This window comes from Chromobacterium sphagni, from assembly GCF_001855555.1.
Classification (GTDB): Bacteria; Pseudomonadota; Gammaproteobacteria; order Burkholderiales; family Chromobacteriaceae; genus Chromobacterium; species Chromobacterium sphagni.
On sequence record NZ_MKCT01000023.1, the window covers coordinates 1 to 16,018 of the forward strand.

The following is a 16,018-nucleotide window of genomic DNA, read 5'->3' on the forward strand; positions in this document are numbered from 1 at the left end:
GCGCGGCTTGCCGCTGGCCGACATGCGGCAGAACCTGCAGCGCATGGTCGACCTGGCGCAAGCGCGCAAGACCAGGGTGCTGCTGGTGGGCATGGCGCTGCCACCGAACTATGGCCCCCGTTACGGCGCCGAGTTCCGCGCCGCCTATGATGAAATCGCCAAAAGCAACCATCTGGCCTACGTGCCGCTACTGGTGGCGGGCTTCGCCGGCGATCTGGCCAGCTTCCAGCCCGATGGCCTGCACCCGCGCGCCGACAAGCAGATCACCATGATGCGCACGGTGAAGGCGAAACTGCCAGTGAAATAATCCAGCAATATGATTGACTTGTTCGCATCAGCACGAACAGAATAGGCGAATCGCATAATAACATCCGCCAGCGGCGCTTCGGCACTTCGCCCCGCGAAAACTCCACGGCCCGCCGGCCCACGCACATGCCAAACCACACCCCGTCCTTCCTGCAGCGATGGCTGCGGCCATACCGTGGCCTGCCGCCCAGCGTCTACATCCAGGTGCTGTGCAGCTTCATCAACAACGTCGGCGGCATTTCCAAGCTGTTCCTGCCGCTGTACCTGCGCGAGGGCTACCATCTGCCCTACAGCAGATCGGCATGCTGATGGCCTTCTACGGCGCCGGCATGCTGATAGGCTCGCTCAAGGGCGGCAGCCTGAGCGACCGTTTCGACAGCCGGGCGCTGGCGGTGCTGGCCTTGTCCCTGTCCGGCCTGTGCATGGCGCTGCTGGCGCTGCAGATTCCAGTATGGCTGTTCATGCCGGTGCTGGTGCTGTCCGGCATGGCCGACGGCGGTTTCCGTCCGGTCAACCAGCGGCTGGCGCTGGAGCCCTGCACCCCGCAGCAACGGCCGGTGGCCCAGGGCATGATGCGGGTGGCGTTCAACCTGGGGTGGCCATCGCCGGCGTCACCAGCGGCTTTCTCGCCGCCTATGGCTACCAGTGGGTATACGCCGCCAACGCCAGCGGCACGCTGCTGGCCGCCTGCTGGCTGGCCTGGTCGTACCGCCGCCAGCGCGAGCGCACCCAGCCCGGACGCCGCGACGAACAGGCGGACGTCACCCTAGTCGGCCCGTGGCGCGACGTCAGCTTTCTGCGCAGCATCGCCGCGCTGATCCTGATAACGCTGGCCTTCGACCAGATGTACGTGACGCTGGCGCTGTTCCTGCGCGAACACTACCAGCTCGGACCGCAATGGGTCGGCTATCTGTTCACCATCAACGGCCTGATGGTGGTGGCGCTGCAGCTCCCCATCAGCCGCCGCATCCTGCGCTGGGGCCTGGGCCTCAGCACCCAGCTCGGCGTGCTGCTGACCGGCTGTTCCTTCCTGTGGCTGAACGTCGGCCACAGCGTGCTCTGGCCCATCCTGATGATGGTGACGCTGACCTTCGGCGAGCTGTTGCTGTCGCCCAGCTACGCGCACTGGTGATGCACCGCTCCGAAGGCCGGCTGCGCGGCAGCTACCTCGGCCTGTACAACGCCGCCTGGAACGGCCGCACCCTGGTGGCGCCGGCGCTGGGCACGGCGCTGTACGGCCATCTGGGCGGCGCGGCGCTGTGGTGGCTGTGCGCGCTGGTGGCCTGCCTGGGCGTGGCGATCCAGCACGGCGCCCTGAGGAAGATGCTGCGGCCGGCCCCGGTCGGCTGACGCCCCCGCTGATACACGCCCCCCCGCCGACAAGACAACACCCCGCCGGCTTGCGCGGGCGGGGTGTCAGGACAGGCTATCCCTCAGGCGGGATTACAGGTCCTTGGCGTTCTCGGCCAGGTAGGAAGCCACGCCTTCGGCGGACGGCTTCATGCCCTTCTTGCCCTTGCTCCAGCCAGCCGGGCACACTTCGCCGTGCTCTTCGGTGAATTGCAGCGCGTCAACCACGCGCAGCATTTCGCCGATGTCGCGGCCCAGCGGCAGGTTGTTGACCACCTGGTGCTGCACCACGCCGGAGCGGTCAATCAGGAAGGAGCCGCGGAAGGCCACGCCGCCTTCGGCCTGAACGTCGAACGCCTGGCACAGCTCGTGCTGGATGTCGGCCACCAGGGTGTAGCCAACTTGGCCGATGCCGCCCTTTTCCACCGGAGTGTTGCGCCATGCGGCGTGGGTGAACTGGCTGTCGATGGACACGCCGATCACTTCCACGTTGCGTTCCTTGAATTCGGCCAGGCGTGGTCGAAGGCGATCAGTTCCGACGGGCACACGAAGGTGAAGTCCAGCGGATAGAAGAACACCACGGCGTACTTGCCGGCGGTGGCCTGCTTGAAGGAGTAGTTGTCAACGATCTGACCATCGCCGAGCACGGCGGAGAAGGTTTTTTCACCAGCGAAGAAGGGGGCTTGCTTGCCAACGAGTACGGCCATTTGGATCTCCTTAAAGGTCTTGGTATGACAACGCTTCCCTGATCGGGCATCGGAAAACGTCGCGGATTGCGAGGCTTTATAAATCAGCCAGCCCGGACCCGGCAAATTGTAAATCGATATCGTTGCGATAAAGTTTTGCAATCGCCGCAACAGCAGGGCGGCCCGCAGCCACAACTGGCTTATCACACTTATATGGGGATGAGCGCTCAAGGTTTCAAGCGACTTGCCGGAGACCGAAGGGCGCGCGGTCGCCAGCCGCCGCCCCAGCCATGGACGCCCCGCCGGAAAAAAAAACGGACACCCAGGTGTCCGTTTTATGATTCGCCGCGGTCAGGCTCAGGCGCTGGGCTCGGCCTTCTGGCGCAGGCGCAGGTTCAGTTCGCGCAGCTGCTTGTCGTCCACCGCGTTCGGCGCGTTGGTCAGCAGGCACTGGGCGCGCTGGGTCTTGGGGAAGGCGATCACGTCGCGGATGGAGTCCGCGCCGCACATCAGCGTCACCAGACGGTCCAGGCCGAAGGCCAGGCCGCCATGCGGCGGCGCGCCGAACTTCAGGTTGTCCAGCAGGAAGCCGAACTTGTTCTGCTGCTCTTCCGGAGTGATCTTCAGCGCGCCGAACACCTTCTCCTGCACGTCGGCGCGGTGGATACGGATGGAGCCGCCGCCGATTTCCCAGCCGTTCAGCACCATGTCGTAGGCGCGCGCCAGGCAGGCGCCCGGGTTGCTTTCCATCAGGTCCTCGTGGCCGACCTTGGGGCTGGTGAATGGATGGTGGCAGGCGGTCCAGCGGTCCGCTTCCTCGTCGTGCTCGAACATCGGGAAGTCCACCACCCACAACGGGCGCCATTCGCGCACGAAGTAGCCGCCGGCTTCGCCGCGCTCGTGGCCGATCTTGATGCGCAGCGCGCCGATCGCCTCGTTCACCACCTTGGCCTTGTCGGCGCCGAAGAAGATGATGTCGCCGTCGTCGGCGCCGGTGCGGGCCATGATCTCGCTCAGGCCGTTCACCGACAGGAACTTGACGATGGGCGACTGCAGGCCGCTGTTCTCGTCGTTGGTGATCTTGCTCTTGTCGTTGACCTTGATGTAGGCCAGGCCCTTGGCGCCGTAGATGCCGACGAACTGGGTGTAGTCGTCGATTTCCTTGCGCGACAGCGCCGCGCCGCCGGGCACGCGCAGGGCGACCACGCGGCCGCCCGCCATGTCTGCCGCGCCGCGGAACACCTTGAACTCCTCGGTCTTCATCAGATCGGTCAGTTCGGTGAATTTCAGCGACACGCGCATGTCCGGCTTGTCGGAGCCGTAGTAGAACATCGCGTCGCCATAGGTCATGCGCGGGAACTTGCCCAGCTCCACCCCCATCACGTCGCGGAAAATCTCCTGCGTCATATTTTCGGTGATGTCCATGATCTGGTCCTCGTTCAGGAACGAGGTTTCGATATCGATCTGGGTGAATTCAGGCTGGCGGTCGGCGCGCAGGTCTTCGTCGCGGAAGCACTTGGTGATCTGGTAGTAGCGGTCGAAGCCGGCCACCATCAGCAGCTGCTTGAACAGCTGCGGCGATTGCGGCAGCGCGAAGAATTCGCCCGGGTGCACGCGCGACGGCACCAGATAGTCGCGGGCGCCTTCCGGAGTGGAGCGGGTCAGCATCGGGGTTTCGATGTCGATGAAGCCCTGCTTGTCCAGGTGGTTGCGCACGCCCATCGCCACGCGGTAGCGCAGGCGCAGGTTCTTCTGCATCGCCGGGCGGCGCAGATCGATCACGCGGTTGGTCAGGCGGACGTTTTCCGACAGGTTCTCGTCGTCGATCTGGAACGGCGGCGTGGCCGCGGCGTTGAGGATTTCGATTTCCTTGGCCAGGATCTCGATCTCGCCAGAGATCATCTTGCTGTTGGCGGTGCCGGCCGGGCGCTCGCGCACGATGCCGCTGATCGACAGCACGTATTCGTTGCGGCTGCTGTCGGCCAGCTTGAACGCTTCCGGGGTATCCGGGTCGATCACCACCTGCACCAGGCCCTCGCGGTCGCGCAGGTCGATGAAGATCACGCCGCCGTGGTCGCGGCGGCGGTGCGCCCAGCCTTTGACCGTGACGGTCTGGCCGAGGTATTTCTTGTCGATAAGTCCACAGTAATCGGTACGCATTGGGTAAACCTTTTTATTGAATCCGGTAAAGCTCCCGCAAGGGAGAAAGGCGTTTAGGGGCTAGACAGGGTGACGGCCTAGCCCTGCCGATTATGTTCGTCATTCAAGCGCGGACGCTGGGCTTCCGGCGGCGGATTGGGTACCACCACGCCCATCGAGATGACGTACTTGAGCGCGTCGTCCACGCTCATGTCCAGTTGGCGGGTGTCGCTGCGCGGCACCACGATGAAGTAGCCCGAGGTGGGATTGGGGGTGGTCGGCACGTAGACGCTGACCAGCTCCTCGCCGTCCTCAGCGTATTGCAGCACCTGCTGCGCCGGGGTGCCGGTCTGGAAGGCCACGGTCCAAGCGTTCTGGTGCGGCCAGCGCACCAACAGCGCGTTCTTGAAGGCGTTGCCGGAGTCGGAGAACAGCGTGTCGCTGACCTGCTTGACGCTGTTGTAGATCGAACGCACCACCGGGGTGCGCGACAACAGGCCGTGCCAGAACGCCACTAGCTTGCGGCCCAGCACATTGGCCGCCAGCATGCCGGTGCCCATCACCACCAGCACGGCGAACACCACGCCCAGGCCTGGCACATGCATGCCGAACAGCGCCTCCGGCCGCCACTCCCGCGGCAGCAGCGTCAGCGTCTGGTCCAGCGAGCTGATGATCAGGTTGAGCACCCATAGGGTCACCGCCAGCGGCAGCCAGATGACCAGACCAGCGATCAGGTAACCCTTGAGGGTCATTTTTATCTTGGGGGATACCGACATCAGTCGCAACCGCAGCCGGTGCCGCAACTGTGGCCGCCGCCGCCATCGCTGCTGCTGGCGGCGCTGGCGCCGCCCTTGAAGTCGGTGGCGTACCAGCCCGAACCCTTCAGCTGGAAGCCGGCGGCCGACAACTGCTTGCGATAGTCGGCGCTGCCGCAGGCCGGGCAGTTGGCAACCGGCGCGTCGCTGAGTTTTTGCAGGTGTTCCTTGGCAACGCCACAGGCGCTGCAACGATATTCATAGATCGGCATAGCTTTATTTCCCCGCCAATTGACCACAATGGCATAATACCCTTGGATGCTGCACTGCACCACACTTGGAACTAAACTGTGTACAGGCTTGACTGTACAGGTGCGGCCACCGGCTTTCAAACTCAAGTGCGCCGCCTTGCAAACCGGTGATTATATCCGACTGAAACGGCAATACAAAAACCACTTTCACATCCGCTTCCCGCAACACCGTCCCGCAACGCTATCCCGGAGGTCTACATGGTTTACCAAGAAGGTCAGATGGAAAGCATTCGCAACATTCTCGCCGGCAAAAAAGGACTGATCGTCGGCATCGCCAACGAGAACAGCATAGCCTACGGCTGCGCCAGCGTGCTGCGCCAGCTGGGCGCGGAATGCGCGGTCACCTACCTCAACGCCAAGGCCGAGAAATACGTGCGGCCGCTGGCCGAGGCCTTGCAGTCGCCGCTGGTGATGCCGATGGACGTGGAGCAGCCGGAGCAGATGCGGACGGTGTTCGAGCAGATCGCCAAACACTGGGGCACGCTGGACTTCATCATCCACTCCATCGCCTACTGCCCGGCGGAAGATCTGCACGGCCGGGTGACCGACTGTTCGCTGGCTGGCTTCCAGCAGGCAATGCACGTGTCCTGCTATTCCTTCATCGAAATGACCCGCCTGGCCGAGCCCTTGATGCAGAACGGCGGCAGCCTGATCACCATGAGCTACTACGGCGCCGACAAGGTGGTGGAGAACTACAACATCATGGGCCCGGTGAAGGCCGCGCTGGAGAGCGTGTCCCGCTACCTCGCCAACGAACTGGGCCCCAAGCGCATCCGCGTGCACGTGGTGTCGCCCGGCCCGCTGAAAACCCGCGCCGCCTCCGGCATCGCCCACTTCGACCAATTGATCGAAGACGCCATCGCCCGCGCGCCGCAGAACCGCCTGGTCGACATCGAGGAAGTGGGCGCCACCTGCGCCTTCCTGATTTCCAACGCCGCCAGCGGCCTCACCGGCCAGACCATCTACGTCGACGGCGGCTACCACATCAAGGCTTGAGGAGCGCAGCATGACGCACGACGACCACGCATTCGACGACATCCTGCAACAGGCGCGCGAACGGGGCCCGCTGCCGATGGCGGTAGCCCACCCCTGCAGCCGAGAATCGTTGCTGGGCGCGGTAGAGGCCGCGGAAAACGGCATCGCCACCCCCATCCTGGTGGCACCGCTGGCCAAGCTGAAAAAACTGGCCGACGAACTGGGCATCGACCTCCGGCGCTTCGAGTGCATAGACGTGGAACACAGCCACGCCGCCGCCGAACGGGCAGTGCAGCTGGTGCGCGACGGCTACGCCGACATCCTGATGAAGGGCAGCCTGCACACCGACGAATTCATGAGCGCGGCGCTGGCGCGCGACACCGGCGTCCGCACCGACCGCCGCATCAGCCACATCTGGGTGATGAAGGTGGAAAGCTATCCGCGCTATCTGTTCATCACCGACGCGGCGATCAACATCGAGCCCGACCTGATCACCAAGCGCGACATCTGCCAGAACGCCATCGACTTGACCCACGCGCTGGGCATCGCCTGCCCCAAGGTGGCCATCCTGGCCGCGGTGGAAACCATCAATCCCGAGATGCGCTCGACACTGGACGCCGCCGCGCTGTGCAAGATGGCCGACCGCGGCCAGATCACCGGCGCCATCCTGGACGGCCCGCTGGCCTTCGACAACGCCATCTCCAAGGAGGCCGCCGCCAGCAAGGGCATCGTCTCGCCGGTGGCTGGCGACCCGGACATCCTGCTGGTGCCGGACCTGGAGGCCGGCAATATGCTGGGCAAGCAGCTGACCTACCTGGCCGGCGCCGCCTCGGCCGGCGTGGTGATGGGCGCGCGGGTGCCGATGGTGCTGACCAGCCGCGCCGACGACGCCAGCGGCCGCCTGGCCTCCAGCGCCATCGCCAATCTGCTGGCGCACAAGCGTCGCCAGGGCGGAGGACGGCCATGAGCGCCTGCCTGCTGGCCATCAACGCCGGCTCCGCCACGCTGAAATTCCGCGCCTTCAGCGCCGACGGCCAGATCTTGCTAGCCCGCGGCATGGTGGACCGTTTCGGCAGCGACAACGCCCGTCTGCAGCTAGCCAACGCCAAAGGCCAGACGCTGGAGGAGCAGGCGCTGCCCGATGCCGAACACGCCACCGCGCTGGCGGCGGTGTTGGACAGCCTGGCCGACCAGGCGCTGGAAACGCGGGCGTTGGCGCACCGGGTGGTGCATGGCGGCAACCGCTTCGTGCAGGCGGTGCGGATAGACGCCGAGGTGAGAAGCGCGCTGGAGGACTACATCGCGCTGGCGCCGCTGCATCAGCCGGTGAGCCTGGAGGTGATAGACGCCTTCGCCGCGATGGACAGCCGGCTGCCGCAGATCGCCTGCTTCGACACCGCCTTCCACGCCAGCCAGCCGGTGATCGCCACCCGCTTCGGCATCGCCCGTCACTGGCATGACGAAGGCGTGCGCCGCTACGGCTTCCACGGCCTGTCCTACGCCGCCATCGCCCGCCGCCTGCCGGAGCTGAATCTAGACCACCGCAAGACGGTGGTGTGCCACCTGGGCAGCGGCGCCAGCGCCTGCGCGCTGGAGTCTGGCCGCAGCATCGCCTCCAGCATGGGCTTCTCCGCGGTGGACGGTCTGGTGATGGGCAGCCGCCCCGGCTATATCGACCCGGAAGTGATCCTGTACTGGCAGGAACATGAAGGCATGGGGGTGAAGGATGTGCGGCGCGAGCTGTACAAGAACTCCGGCCTGTTAGGGGTGTCCGGCATTTCCGCCGACATGCGCGAGCTGCTGGACAGCGAGCAGCCGGCCGCGCGCGAGGCGGTGGAATTGTTCTGCTACCGGGCAGCGCGCGAAGTGGCCAGCCTGGCCGGCGCGCTCAGGGGGCTGGACGGACTGATCTTCACCGCCGGCATCGGCGAGCACTCGGCCGAGGTGCGCGCCAGAATACTGCAGCAGCTGTCCTGGCTGGGCTTCGAGCTAGACCACGCCGCCAACCTGACCCATGCCCGCCGCCTCACCACCGCCGCCAGCCGCCTGCCGGCCTACGTGCTGCCCACCGACGAAGAGGGCGAGATGGCGCGCCAGGCCGCCCGGCTGCTGTAAACCAGCAGGCCCGCGCAGGCGGGCCGGTTCTCATCTCAAAAATAGCGCTCGCTGCGCTTACCCCAGCCCGTCCAGCCAGCGCGCGAACACCAGGGAGCCCTGCCGCCGCAGCATCTCGCCATGGCGGCGGCACTGCTCGCGCAGCGTGCGCGGATCGATGCCGGCGGCGGCCAGCTCGCAAGCATGGCCTACCAGCCAGCTTTCCAGCCGCTGCGGATCGGCCTCCAGGTGGAACTGCAGGCCCAGCGCGTGATTGCCGATGGCGAAAGCCTGGTTCGGACACCGGGCGCTGGCCGCCAACCGCTGCGCGCCGTCCGGGATGTCGAACTGGTCGCCATGCCAATGCAACGCCAGCGGCGAGTCGGCCAGCGGCGCCAGCGCCGAGCGCATGCCGGCCTCAGTCAGTTGCAGCTCGGCAAAACCAATTTCTTTATGCCCCATCGCCGCCACGCCCGCGCCTAACGCCCGCGCCATCAGCTGCGCCCCCAGGCAGATGCCCAGAATCGGACGGCGCGCCTGCAGCCGGCGCCGGATCGCGCCCAGTTCGTCGACCAAGAAGGGATAAAGCTCGTCGTCGAAGGCGCCGATCGGCCCGCCCAACGCGATCAATAAATCCACCTGCTCCAGCGCCAGCCCGTCCAGCCGGTCCACGCCGGCCTCGCGGTACTCGATGCGGAAGCCGCGCGCCTGCAGCAGCGGCTGCAGAATGCCCAGATCCTCAAAGGCCAGATGGCGAATGGCAATAGCGGTTTTCATGGCGGCCCATTCCTTATGCTAAAGCTGGAACAGCCAGTATCGTGAAATCCGCATGGAATGTCGATGCGCGACGGCAAACACCCCCGCTGCGCGATGCAGGCGGGGGTGTTTGCCGAACACAAAAGGCCCCGCGCTGCGGAGCCTTTGCGTATTCTTTTCAGCCTGGGCTGAGGATCAGGCCATAGCCTTGATCTGCGAGGACAGACGGCTCTTGTGACGAGCAGCCTTGTTCTTGTGGAACACGCCCTTGTCAGCAATGCGGTCGATCACTTTTTCGGAAGCGTGGAATACTACCTTAGCGGCAGCCTTGTCACCGGCTTCGATTGCCTTGAGCACTTTCTTAACTGCGGTACGGAACGCAGTACGCAGGCTGGCGTTGTGCGCGCGCTGCTTAAGGGCTGTGCGTGCACGCTTGCGAGCTTGTGCGCTGTTAGCCATGAATCTATCTCCTGATGAGCGGAATCTGAAACTCGCGATTCTAAGCCCTAAACTCAGGTTTTGCAACAATAAACGGGCCGGCGTAAACTAGCGGCCTTGCTCAACCCGCCCTGTGTTGCCTAATTCCCAATGAACCTGCTTAAGGCCCTGGCTGCAGTCAGCAGCATGACCATGGTGTCCCGCGTTCTCGGCCTGGTCCGCGATACCCTGGTCGCACGGACTTTCGGCGCCGGCCTGTCCGCCGACGCTTTCAACGCCGCTTTCAAGATTCCCAATATGCTGCGGCGGCTGTTCGCCGAGGGCGCCTTCTCGCAGGCTTTCGTGCCGATACTGGGCGAATACAAGCAAAACCGCACACACGAGGAAACCCGCCAATTCGTCGCCAAAGTCACCGGCGTGCTCGGCTCGGTGTTGTTGCTGGTCACCGCGCTGGGCATGCTGTTCGCGCCGCTGATCATGTGGATCTCCGCGCCAGGCTTCTACCGCGAGCCGGCCAAGGCCGCGCTGTTCGCCGACATCCTGCGGGTGTCCTTTCCTTATATCTTCTTCATCTCGCTGTCGTCGATGACCGGCAGCATCCTGAACAGCTGGGGCAAATTCTCCATCCCAGCCTTCACTCCCACCTTTCTCAACCTCAGCTTCATCGTGTTCACGCTGTGGCTCACCCATTACTTCCACCCGCCCATCATGGCCTTGGCCTGGGCGGTGTTCGTCGGCGGCCTGGTGCAGTTGGTATGGCAACTGCCCTTCCTGAAGCAGATAAGCATGCTGGCCCGGCCGGCGTTCGCCTTCCGCGACCCGGAGGTGTGGCGGGTAATCCGCCAGATGGGCCCGGCGATCTTCGGCGTGTCGGTGGCGCAGATTTCCCTGCTGATCAACTCCACCTTCGCCTCCTTCCTGCCCACCGGCAGCGTGTCGTGGATGTATTACGCCGACCGGCTGATGGAATTCCCCTCCGGCGTGCTGGGCGTGGCGCTCGGCACCATCCTGCTGCCATCCTTGTCCAAGCACGCCGCCAGCAAGTCCGACGCCGAATTCAGCGTGCTGCTGGACTGGGGCATCCGCCTGTCGCTGCTGCTGGCGGTGCCGGCGACCGTGGGCCTGGGCCTGCTGTCCGGTCCGCTGCTCTACACCATGTTCATGTACGGCAAGTTCACCCCGCACGACGCGCTGATGTCGCAGCAGGCGGTGATCGCCTATTCCTTCGGCCTGCTGGGCCTGATCCTGGTGAAGGTGCTGGCGCCCGGCTTCTACGCGCGCCAAGACATCAAGACCCCGGTGCGCATCGCCGTGATCACGCTGTGCGCCACCCAGGCGATGAACCTGGCTTTCGTGTTTCCGCTCAAGCACGCCGGCCTGGCGCTGTCGATCGGCCTGGCTTCCTGCCTGAACGCCGGCCTGCTGCTGACCCGCCTGCGCCAGCGCGGCATCTACCGCCCCGGCGCCGGCTGGCAAAGCTTCCTCCTGCGGCTGGCGGCGGCCATCCTGGTGATGGCGGCGGTGCTGCTGGCCTGCCAGCACTACCTGCCGATAGACTGGCATGGCCGCGCCTGGCAGCGCGCGCTTTGGCTGAGCCTGCTGGTCGCCGCCGGCGCCGTCGCCTATTTCGCCTCGCTGTACGCGCTGGGCTTCCGCCCGCGCGAATTCATGCGCAAGGAACACTGAGGCGCCTGCCGTTATAAAACAGCCAGGCCAGGGTCTGGCAGTACAAGGAAACCGAATATGAACACTCACGCCGCCACCCCGGAACATTCGCCGCTGGGCAAAACCGTCTGCTACCAGGACCATTACGACAAAAGCCTGCTTTTTCCCATCGCCCGCCAGACCAAGCGCGACGAGATAGGCGTGGAGGAAACGGCGCTGCCGTTTGCCGGCGTCGACATCTGGACCGGCTTCGAATTGTCCTGGCTCAACACCCGCGGCAAGCCGCAGGTGGCCATCGCCACCTTCCGCATCCCTGCCGACAGCCCCAGACTGATCGAATCCAAATCGTTCAAGCTGTATCTAAACAGCTACAACCAGACGCGGCTGGACAGCGTCGCCGCGCTGGCGGCGCAGTTGGCGGGCGACCTGTCCGAAGCCGCCGGCGCGCAAGTGGAAGTGGGCATCACGCTGCCGCGCGACTTCGCCGCCGAACAGGTGCGAGAGCTGGCTGGGGAATACATCGACGATCTGGATATCGCAGTGGACAGCTACGCGCCCTGCCCGCACATTCTCCAGGCCGACGCGGCCGACATCGTTAGCGAGACGCTGTGCAGCAATCTCTTGAAGTCCAACTGCCTGGTCACCGGCCAGCCGGACTGGGGCAGTGTGGCCATCCGCTACACCGGCCCGCGGATAGACCGCGAGGCGCTGCTGCGCTACCTGATAGGCTTCCGCCAGCACAATGAATTCCACGAACAGTGCGTGGAGCGCATCTTCGTCGACGTGCTGCGCGCCTGCGCGCCGGAACAGCTCACCGTCTATGCCCGCTACACCCGCCGCGGCGGCCTGGACATCAACCCCTGGCGCAGCAATTTCGAATCCGCGCCGCAGGACAACGTCCGCGCCGCGCGCCAGTAAGGCGCCGGCGGCGGACAAAAAAAGGGATGCCTGAATGGCATCCCTTTTTGTTTGCAGTCCAGCACGGCGTCAGAACGGTGCCGGCGCCTCGAACTCCATCTCCTCGAACGTCACCGGATGCCGCAACACCAGCCTTGATGCGTGCAGCAACAGGCGGTCGGCCTTGGCCAGCACCTCCGGCGGCGCGTAGATGTCGTCGCCCAGTATCGGGTGCCCCATGTCCAGATGCAGCATGTGCATGCGCAGCTGGTGGGCGCGGCCGGTTTGCGGGTCCAGCTCCACCCGGGTGAGGTCGCGGCCGGTGTCGCGCGAGATCACCCGGTAATGGGTGATGGCTTGCTTGCCACACTCCAGATCCACCTTCTGCCGCGGCCGGTTCGGCCAGTCTATGCTCAGCGGCAGGTCTATCACGCCGCTATTGGTCTCGACAATGCCGTCCACCACCGCGATGTAGCGCTTCTTCACCTTGCGCTCCATGAAGGCGATCGACAGCGCGCGCTGCATTGCCGGACCGCGTCCCATCACCACCAGGCCGGAAGTGGCCATGTCCAGCCGGTGCACGGTCAAGGCGTCCGGGTATTCCTTCTGCGCGCGGCTGATCAGGCAGTCGGCCTTGTCCTCGCCGCGTCCCGGTACCGACAGCAGGCCGGAGGGCTTGTCCAGCACCAGCAGGCAGCTGTCGGCGTAGATCACGGAAAGGCCGGTGTCCGGCGGTGGATTGTAGTGTTCCAGATTATGTTCTTGCATCGACTGCGGTCCAAAAAAACGATTGGCGGCGATTATCGGCGCTAAAGCCTTGCGCGACAAGCTGTTACCACCTTTTGTTCGCGGCGCTGTCACTTGAAATCCGCCGGCGCAGCCATCACCCTACCCTGACAAGACGACAAAGGAAGCACCATGGCAGAACAATTCTATCAAGATCCTTATCAAACCCGCCTCGCCACCCGCGTGCTCAACCACGGCGATGCCGGCCTGGTCCTGGAAGACACGCTGTGCTATCCGCTGGGCGGCGGCCAGCCCGGCGACAGCGCCACGCTGAGGCTGGAGGACGGCGGCGCGCTGCGCATCGTCGACACCCGCCGCGACCGCGAAAGCCGCGCCATCCTGCACCAGACCGAGGGCGACGTCCTCCTCGCGCCCGGCACCGCGGTGACGCTGGAGCTGGACTGGGAACGCCGCCACCGCCACATGCGGATACACACCTGTCTGCATTTGCTGTCGGTGGTGATCCCGCTGGGCGTCACCGGCGGCAACCTCACCGCAGAATCCGGCCGGCTGGACTTCGACCTGCCCGAAGGCATGGAGCTGGACAAGGACGATATCGAGACCCGCCTCAACCAGCTGATCGCGCAGGATCTGGCGGTGGGAATACGCATGACCAGCGGCGAGGCGCTGAAGGCGCAGCCGGAGTTGATCAAGACCATGTCGGTGACGCCGCCGCTGCATTTGCCAGAGATCCGTCTGGTGGAAGTGGCCGGCGTCGACCTGCAGCCCTGCGGCGGCACCCATGTGGCGCGCACCGGCGAAATCGGCCGGGTGCGGGTGAAGAAGATGGAAAACAAGGGCGCGCGCAACAAGCGGGTGGTGATCGAACTGGCCGATTAAAGCAAACGGGGGCCTAAGCCCCCGTTACTGTCCGGATGGGCGTCAGGCTCAGCGCGCGTCCAGCGCCAGCTCGTGCTCCGGTTTCTCCGCTTTCTCGTCCAGCGTCATCCGGTGCAGCCACGGCGCGATGACGATGGTGACCAGGGCGATGCCGCCGGTCACCACCCCGATCTGGGTGAACACGCGGCTGTAAATCTCCAGCGTCGCCAGCGGATCGGTCACATTGTCCGGCGCTGCGGTCAGGCCCGCCACCCAGCCGGCTATCACAGACGACGCCGCCGAGGTGAGGAACCAGGCGCCCATGATGAAGCCCATCAGCCGCTGCGGCACCAACTGCGCCACCATCGCCAAGCCCAGGCCGGAAATCAGCAACTCGCCTATGCTTTGCAGCAGGTAGCTGAGCACCATCCAGTTGGACGACACCAGGCCCTGGGCGTTGGCGTACTTGGCGCCCAGCGGCAGCACCAGGAAGGCGCCGGCGCACAGCACCATGCCGATGGCGAACTTGTGCGGCATCGGCAGGCGGTTGCCCAGCTTGTTGTAGCACAGCGCCAGCAGCGGGCTGGCCAGCATGATCCAGAACGGGTTCAGCGACTGGAACTGCTCCGGCTGCACCGCGATGCCGAACAGTTCGTGCACGGTGTTGTGGATGGCGAAGAAGTTCAGCGACAGCGGCATCTGGTTGTACAGCACGAAGAACACCGTGGCCTGCAGCATCAGGATGGCGGCGACGATCATCTTTTTGCGCTCGGTGCCCTGCAGCGCCAGCGTTTCCTTGGCGAACACGCCGATCACACCGATGGACAGCACCGCCAGCACGATGTTGGCGATCAGCGAATGCTTGAGCAGCAGCGCGGCGATCAGACAGAACGCTACCACGCCCGCCAATACCGCCAGCCAGGTGGACAGCTTGGGCGTCTTGAAGTCGGCGGCGGAACCGTAGTCCTTCACCCAGCTCTGCATCAGCAGGAAATTGGCGACTGTGATCAGCATGCCGGCCACCGACAGCGCGAAGGCGTGGGCATAGCCGAACTGGTCGGCCAACCACGGCGTGGCCAGCATCGACAGCAGCGAACCGACGTTGATCGCCATGTAGTACATGGTGAAGGCGCCATCCAGGCGAGGATCGTTCTCCTCGTAGCACTTGGACAGCAGCGACGAAGGATTGGCCTTGAACAAACCGTTGCCCACCGCGATGGTGCCCATACCCAGGTAAAGCAGGCTGATGTGGTCGGCGGAAGCCGTCACCATCGCGTAGCCGGCGGTCAGAACCAGCGCGCCCAGCAGAATGGTGCGCTTGGTGCCCAGTACCTTATCGCCCAGCCAGCCGCCCACCGCCACCAGACCGTAGACCAGCGCGATGAAGGACGAGAACAGCGTGAAGGAATCGGCCTCGCGCAGGCCCAGCGCCTTCACCAGATAGACGGCCAGAATGCCCTGCAAGCCGTAAAAGCCGAAACGTTCCCAGAATTCGATCGAGAAGATCAGATAAAACGGCTTGGGTTGCCGCAAGGGATTGAGCGCGGTCGACGTCATATTGGGTTCCTCGTGATGCCACAGCTGCTGCGAACCCAGGTCAAGACTTCTGCAGGCCGGATCGGTGACGACGACAAGACGCGCAGCGCGCCGGCCGTTGCCGGTCACGCCAGGGTGGGACAGACAGTGGTCACTACTGAAAAGTTAAGCAAACTTCCGCCATCGATCAGAGAAACACCGAAATTATCGGCTTGGATTGATGAAAGATAGCGTTCAGGAACTATTGATGAAGCATACGGTCGCAGCTGTCAACGCAGGCGGCCGGAATCCGGCCCAGATATCCCAATGGCACCAACACGATCTGATTAAGCATTGGTTAATTTTACGTGAAGGTTTTTAAAAAACATTTCCAAATGAATTTAAATTCCAAAAAATGTTTATTTTTAGAATTTAATTGCAAACAAGACCCGCAGGCTTGAAACCCCATTTCGATGGCCACTGACAAGAACGCCACGGAATAAACTGATCGAAAGAACAGCACGGC

At 64.3% G+C, this 16,018-nt stretch carries 17 protein-coding genes and 2 pseudogenes; 10 read left to right on the top strand and 9 right to left on the bottom strand.

The window, feature by feature from the left end; translation table 11 throughout:
• The 4 genes and pseudogenes from BI344_RS11730 to BI344_RS24840 form a co-directional block, all read left to right on the top strand.
• The coding region (locus tag BI344_RS11730) for a GDSL-type esterase/lipase family protein (RefSeq protein WP_479415222.1) at positions 1–307 on the top strand (307 nt) is incomplete at its 5' end.
• Positions 308–432: 125 nt separating this feature from the next.
• Entirely contained in the window at positions 433–615 is a 183-nt protein-coding gene (locus BI344_RS25225; protein WP_071113137.1) for a hypothetical protein, read from the top strand.
• Between the two features lie 20 nt (positions 616–635).
• A pseudogene (locus BI344_RS25230) lies at positions 636–1,438 on the top strand (MFS transporter).
• Positions 1,438–1,656, top strand: coding sequence for a hypothetical protein (locus tag BI344_RS24840; protein WP_071113140.1), 219 nt, complete (start codon positions 1,438–1,440; stop codon positions 1,654–1,656). Before BI344_RS25230 ends, BI344_RS24840 begins: the two are co-directional and overlap by 1 nt.
• A gap of 93 nt (positions 1,657–1,749) precedes the next feature.
• Here the strand turns inward: BI344_RS24840 and BI344_RS26310 are convergent, their stop codons facing one another.
• The 5 genes and pseudogenes from BI344_RS26310 to BI344_RS11770 form a co-directional block, all read right to left on the bottom strand.
• Positions 1,750–1,893: a hypothetical protein gene (locus BI344_RS26310; protein WP_479415223.1), complete on the bottom strand. Its 144-nt coding sequence runs from the start codon at positions 1,891–1,893 to the stop codon at positions 1,750–1,752.
• A gap of 87 nt (positions 1,894–1,980) precedes the next feature.
• Positions 1,981–2,363: pseudogene (locus BI344_RS26315) on the bottom strand (redoxin domain-containing protein); the annotation flags it as partial.
• A 336-nt stretch (positions 2,364–2,699) separates the two neighbouring features.
• On the bottom strand, positions 2,700–4,502 hold the full coding sequence (gene aspS / locus BI344_RS11760) for an aspartate--tRNA ligase (protein ID WP_071113141.1): 1,803 nt from the start codon (positions 4,500–4,502) through the stop codon (positions 2,700–2,702).
• A gap of 77 nt (positions 4,503–4,579) precedes the next feature.
• A complete protein-coding gene (locus BI344_RS11765; RefSeq protein ID WP_071113142.1) occupies positions 4,580–5,257 on the bottom strand; it encodes a DUF502 domain-containing protein in 678 nt (225 codons plus the stop codon).
• Positions 5,257–5,508, bottom strand: coding sequence for an FmdB family zinc ribbon protein (locus tag BI344_RS11770; protein WP_071113143.1), 252 nt, complete (start codon positions 5,506–5,508; stop codon positions 5,257–5,259). Before BI344_RS11770 ends, BI344_RS11765 begins: the two co-directional genes overlap by 1 nt.
• A 237-nt stretch (positions 5,509–5,745) precedes the next feature.
• Here BI344_RS11770 and fabI point away from each other — a divergent pair, with 237 nt between their 5' ends.
• Genes fabI through BI344_RS11785 form a run of 3 tightly spaced genes read left to right on the top strand, consistent with a single transcriptional unit; the run spans position 5,746 to position 8,637 of the window.
• On the top strand, positions 5,746–6,543 hold the full coding sequence (gene fabI, locus BI344_RS11775) for an enoyl-ACP reductase FabI (protein ID WP_239690823.1): 798 nt from the start codon (positions 5,746–5,748) through the stop codon (positions 6,541–6,543).
• Between the two features lie 10 nt (positions 6,544–6,553).
• On the top strand, positions 6,554–7,489 hold the full coding sequence (locus BI344_RS11780) for a phosphate acetyltransferase (protein ID WP_071113144.1): 936 nt from the start codon (positions 6,554–6,556) through the stop codon (positions 7,487–7,489).
• A complete protein-coding gene (locus BI344_RS11785) occupies positions 7,486–8,637 on the top strand; it encodes an acetate/propionate family kinase (protein WP_071113145.1) in 1,152 nt (383 codons plus the stop codon). The genes BI344_RS11780 and BI344_RS11785 overlap by 4 nt, the downstream gene beginning before the upstream one ends.
• A 57-nt stretch (positions 8,638–8,694) precedes the next feature.
• On the opposite strand, the gene BI344_RS11790 is transcribed toward BI344_RS11785, so the two are convergent.
• Positions 8,695–9,393, bottom strand: coding sequence for a glutamine amidotransferase (locus BI344_RS11790; protein WP_071113146.1), 699 nt, complete (start codon positions 9,391–9,393; stop codon positions 8,695–8,697).
• 174 nt (positions 9,394–9,567) lie between these two features.
• Entirely contained in the window at positions 9,568–9,831 is a 264-nt protein-coding gene (gene rpsT, locus BI344_RS11795; RefSeq protein WP_071113147.1) for a 30S ribosomal protein S20, read from the bottom strand.
• Between the two features lie 129 nt (positions 9,832–9,960).
• Here rpsT and murJ point away from each other — a divergent pair, with 129 nt between their 5' ends.
• On the top strand, positions 9,961–11,496 hold the full coding sequence (murJ, locus tag BI344_RS11800; protein ID WP_071113148.1) for a murein biosynthesis integral membrane protein MurJ: 1,536 nt from the start codon (positions 9,961–9,963) through the stop codon (positions 11,494–11,496).
• A gap of 57 nt (positions 11,497–11,553) precedes the next feature.
• On the top strand, positions 11,554–12,393 hold the full coding sequence (gene queF / locus BI344_RS11805) for an NADPH-dependent 7-cyano-7-deazaguanine reductase QueF (protein WP_071113149.1): 840 nt from the start codon (positions 11,554–11,556) through the stop codon (positions 12,391–12,393).
• Positions 12,394–12,462: 69 nt separating this feature from the next.
• Here the strand turns inward: queF and BI344_RS11810 are convergent, their stop codons facing one another.
• Positions 12,463–13,140 carry a pseudouridine synthase gene (locus tag BI344_RS11810; RefSeq protein WP_071113193.1) on the bottom strand — a complete coding sequence of 226 codons (678 nt, stop codon included), beginning with the start codon at positions 13,138–13,140 and terminating at the stop codon, positions 12,463–12,465.
• A gap of 150 nt (positions 13,141–13,290) precedes the next feature.
• On the opposite strand from BI344_RS11810, the gene BI344_RS11815 reads away from it, so the two are divergent.
• The gene (locus BI344_RS11815; RefSeq protein WP_071113150.1) at positions 13,291–13,998 is read left to right on the top strand and encodes an alanyl-tRNA editing protein; all 708 of its coding nucleotides are present in this window, start codon (positions 13,291–13,293) and stop codon (positions 13,996–13,998) included.
• A 48-nt stretch (positions 13,999–14,046) separates the two neighbouring features.
• Here BI344_RS11815 and dtpA read toward each other — a convergent pair whose 3' ends face one another.
• The gene (gene dtpA, locus BI344_RS11820; protein WP_071113151.1) at positions 14,047–15,534 is read right to left on the bottom strand and encodes a dipeptide/tripeptide permease DtpA; all 1,488 of its coding nucleotides are present in this window, start codon (positions 15,532–15,534) and stop codon (positions 14,047–14,049) included.
• Between the last annotated feature and the right edge of the window lie 484 nt (positions 15,535–16,018).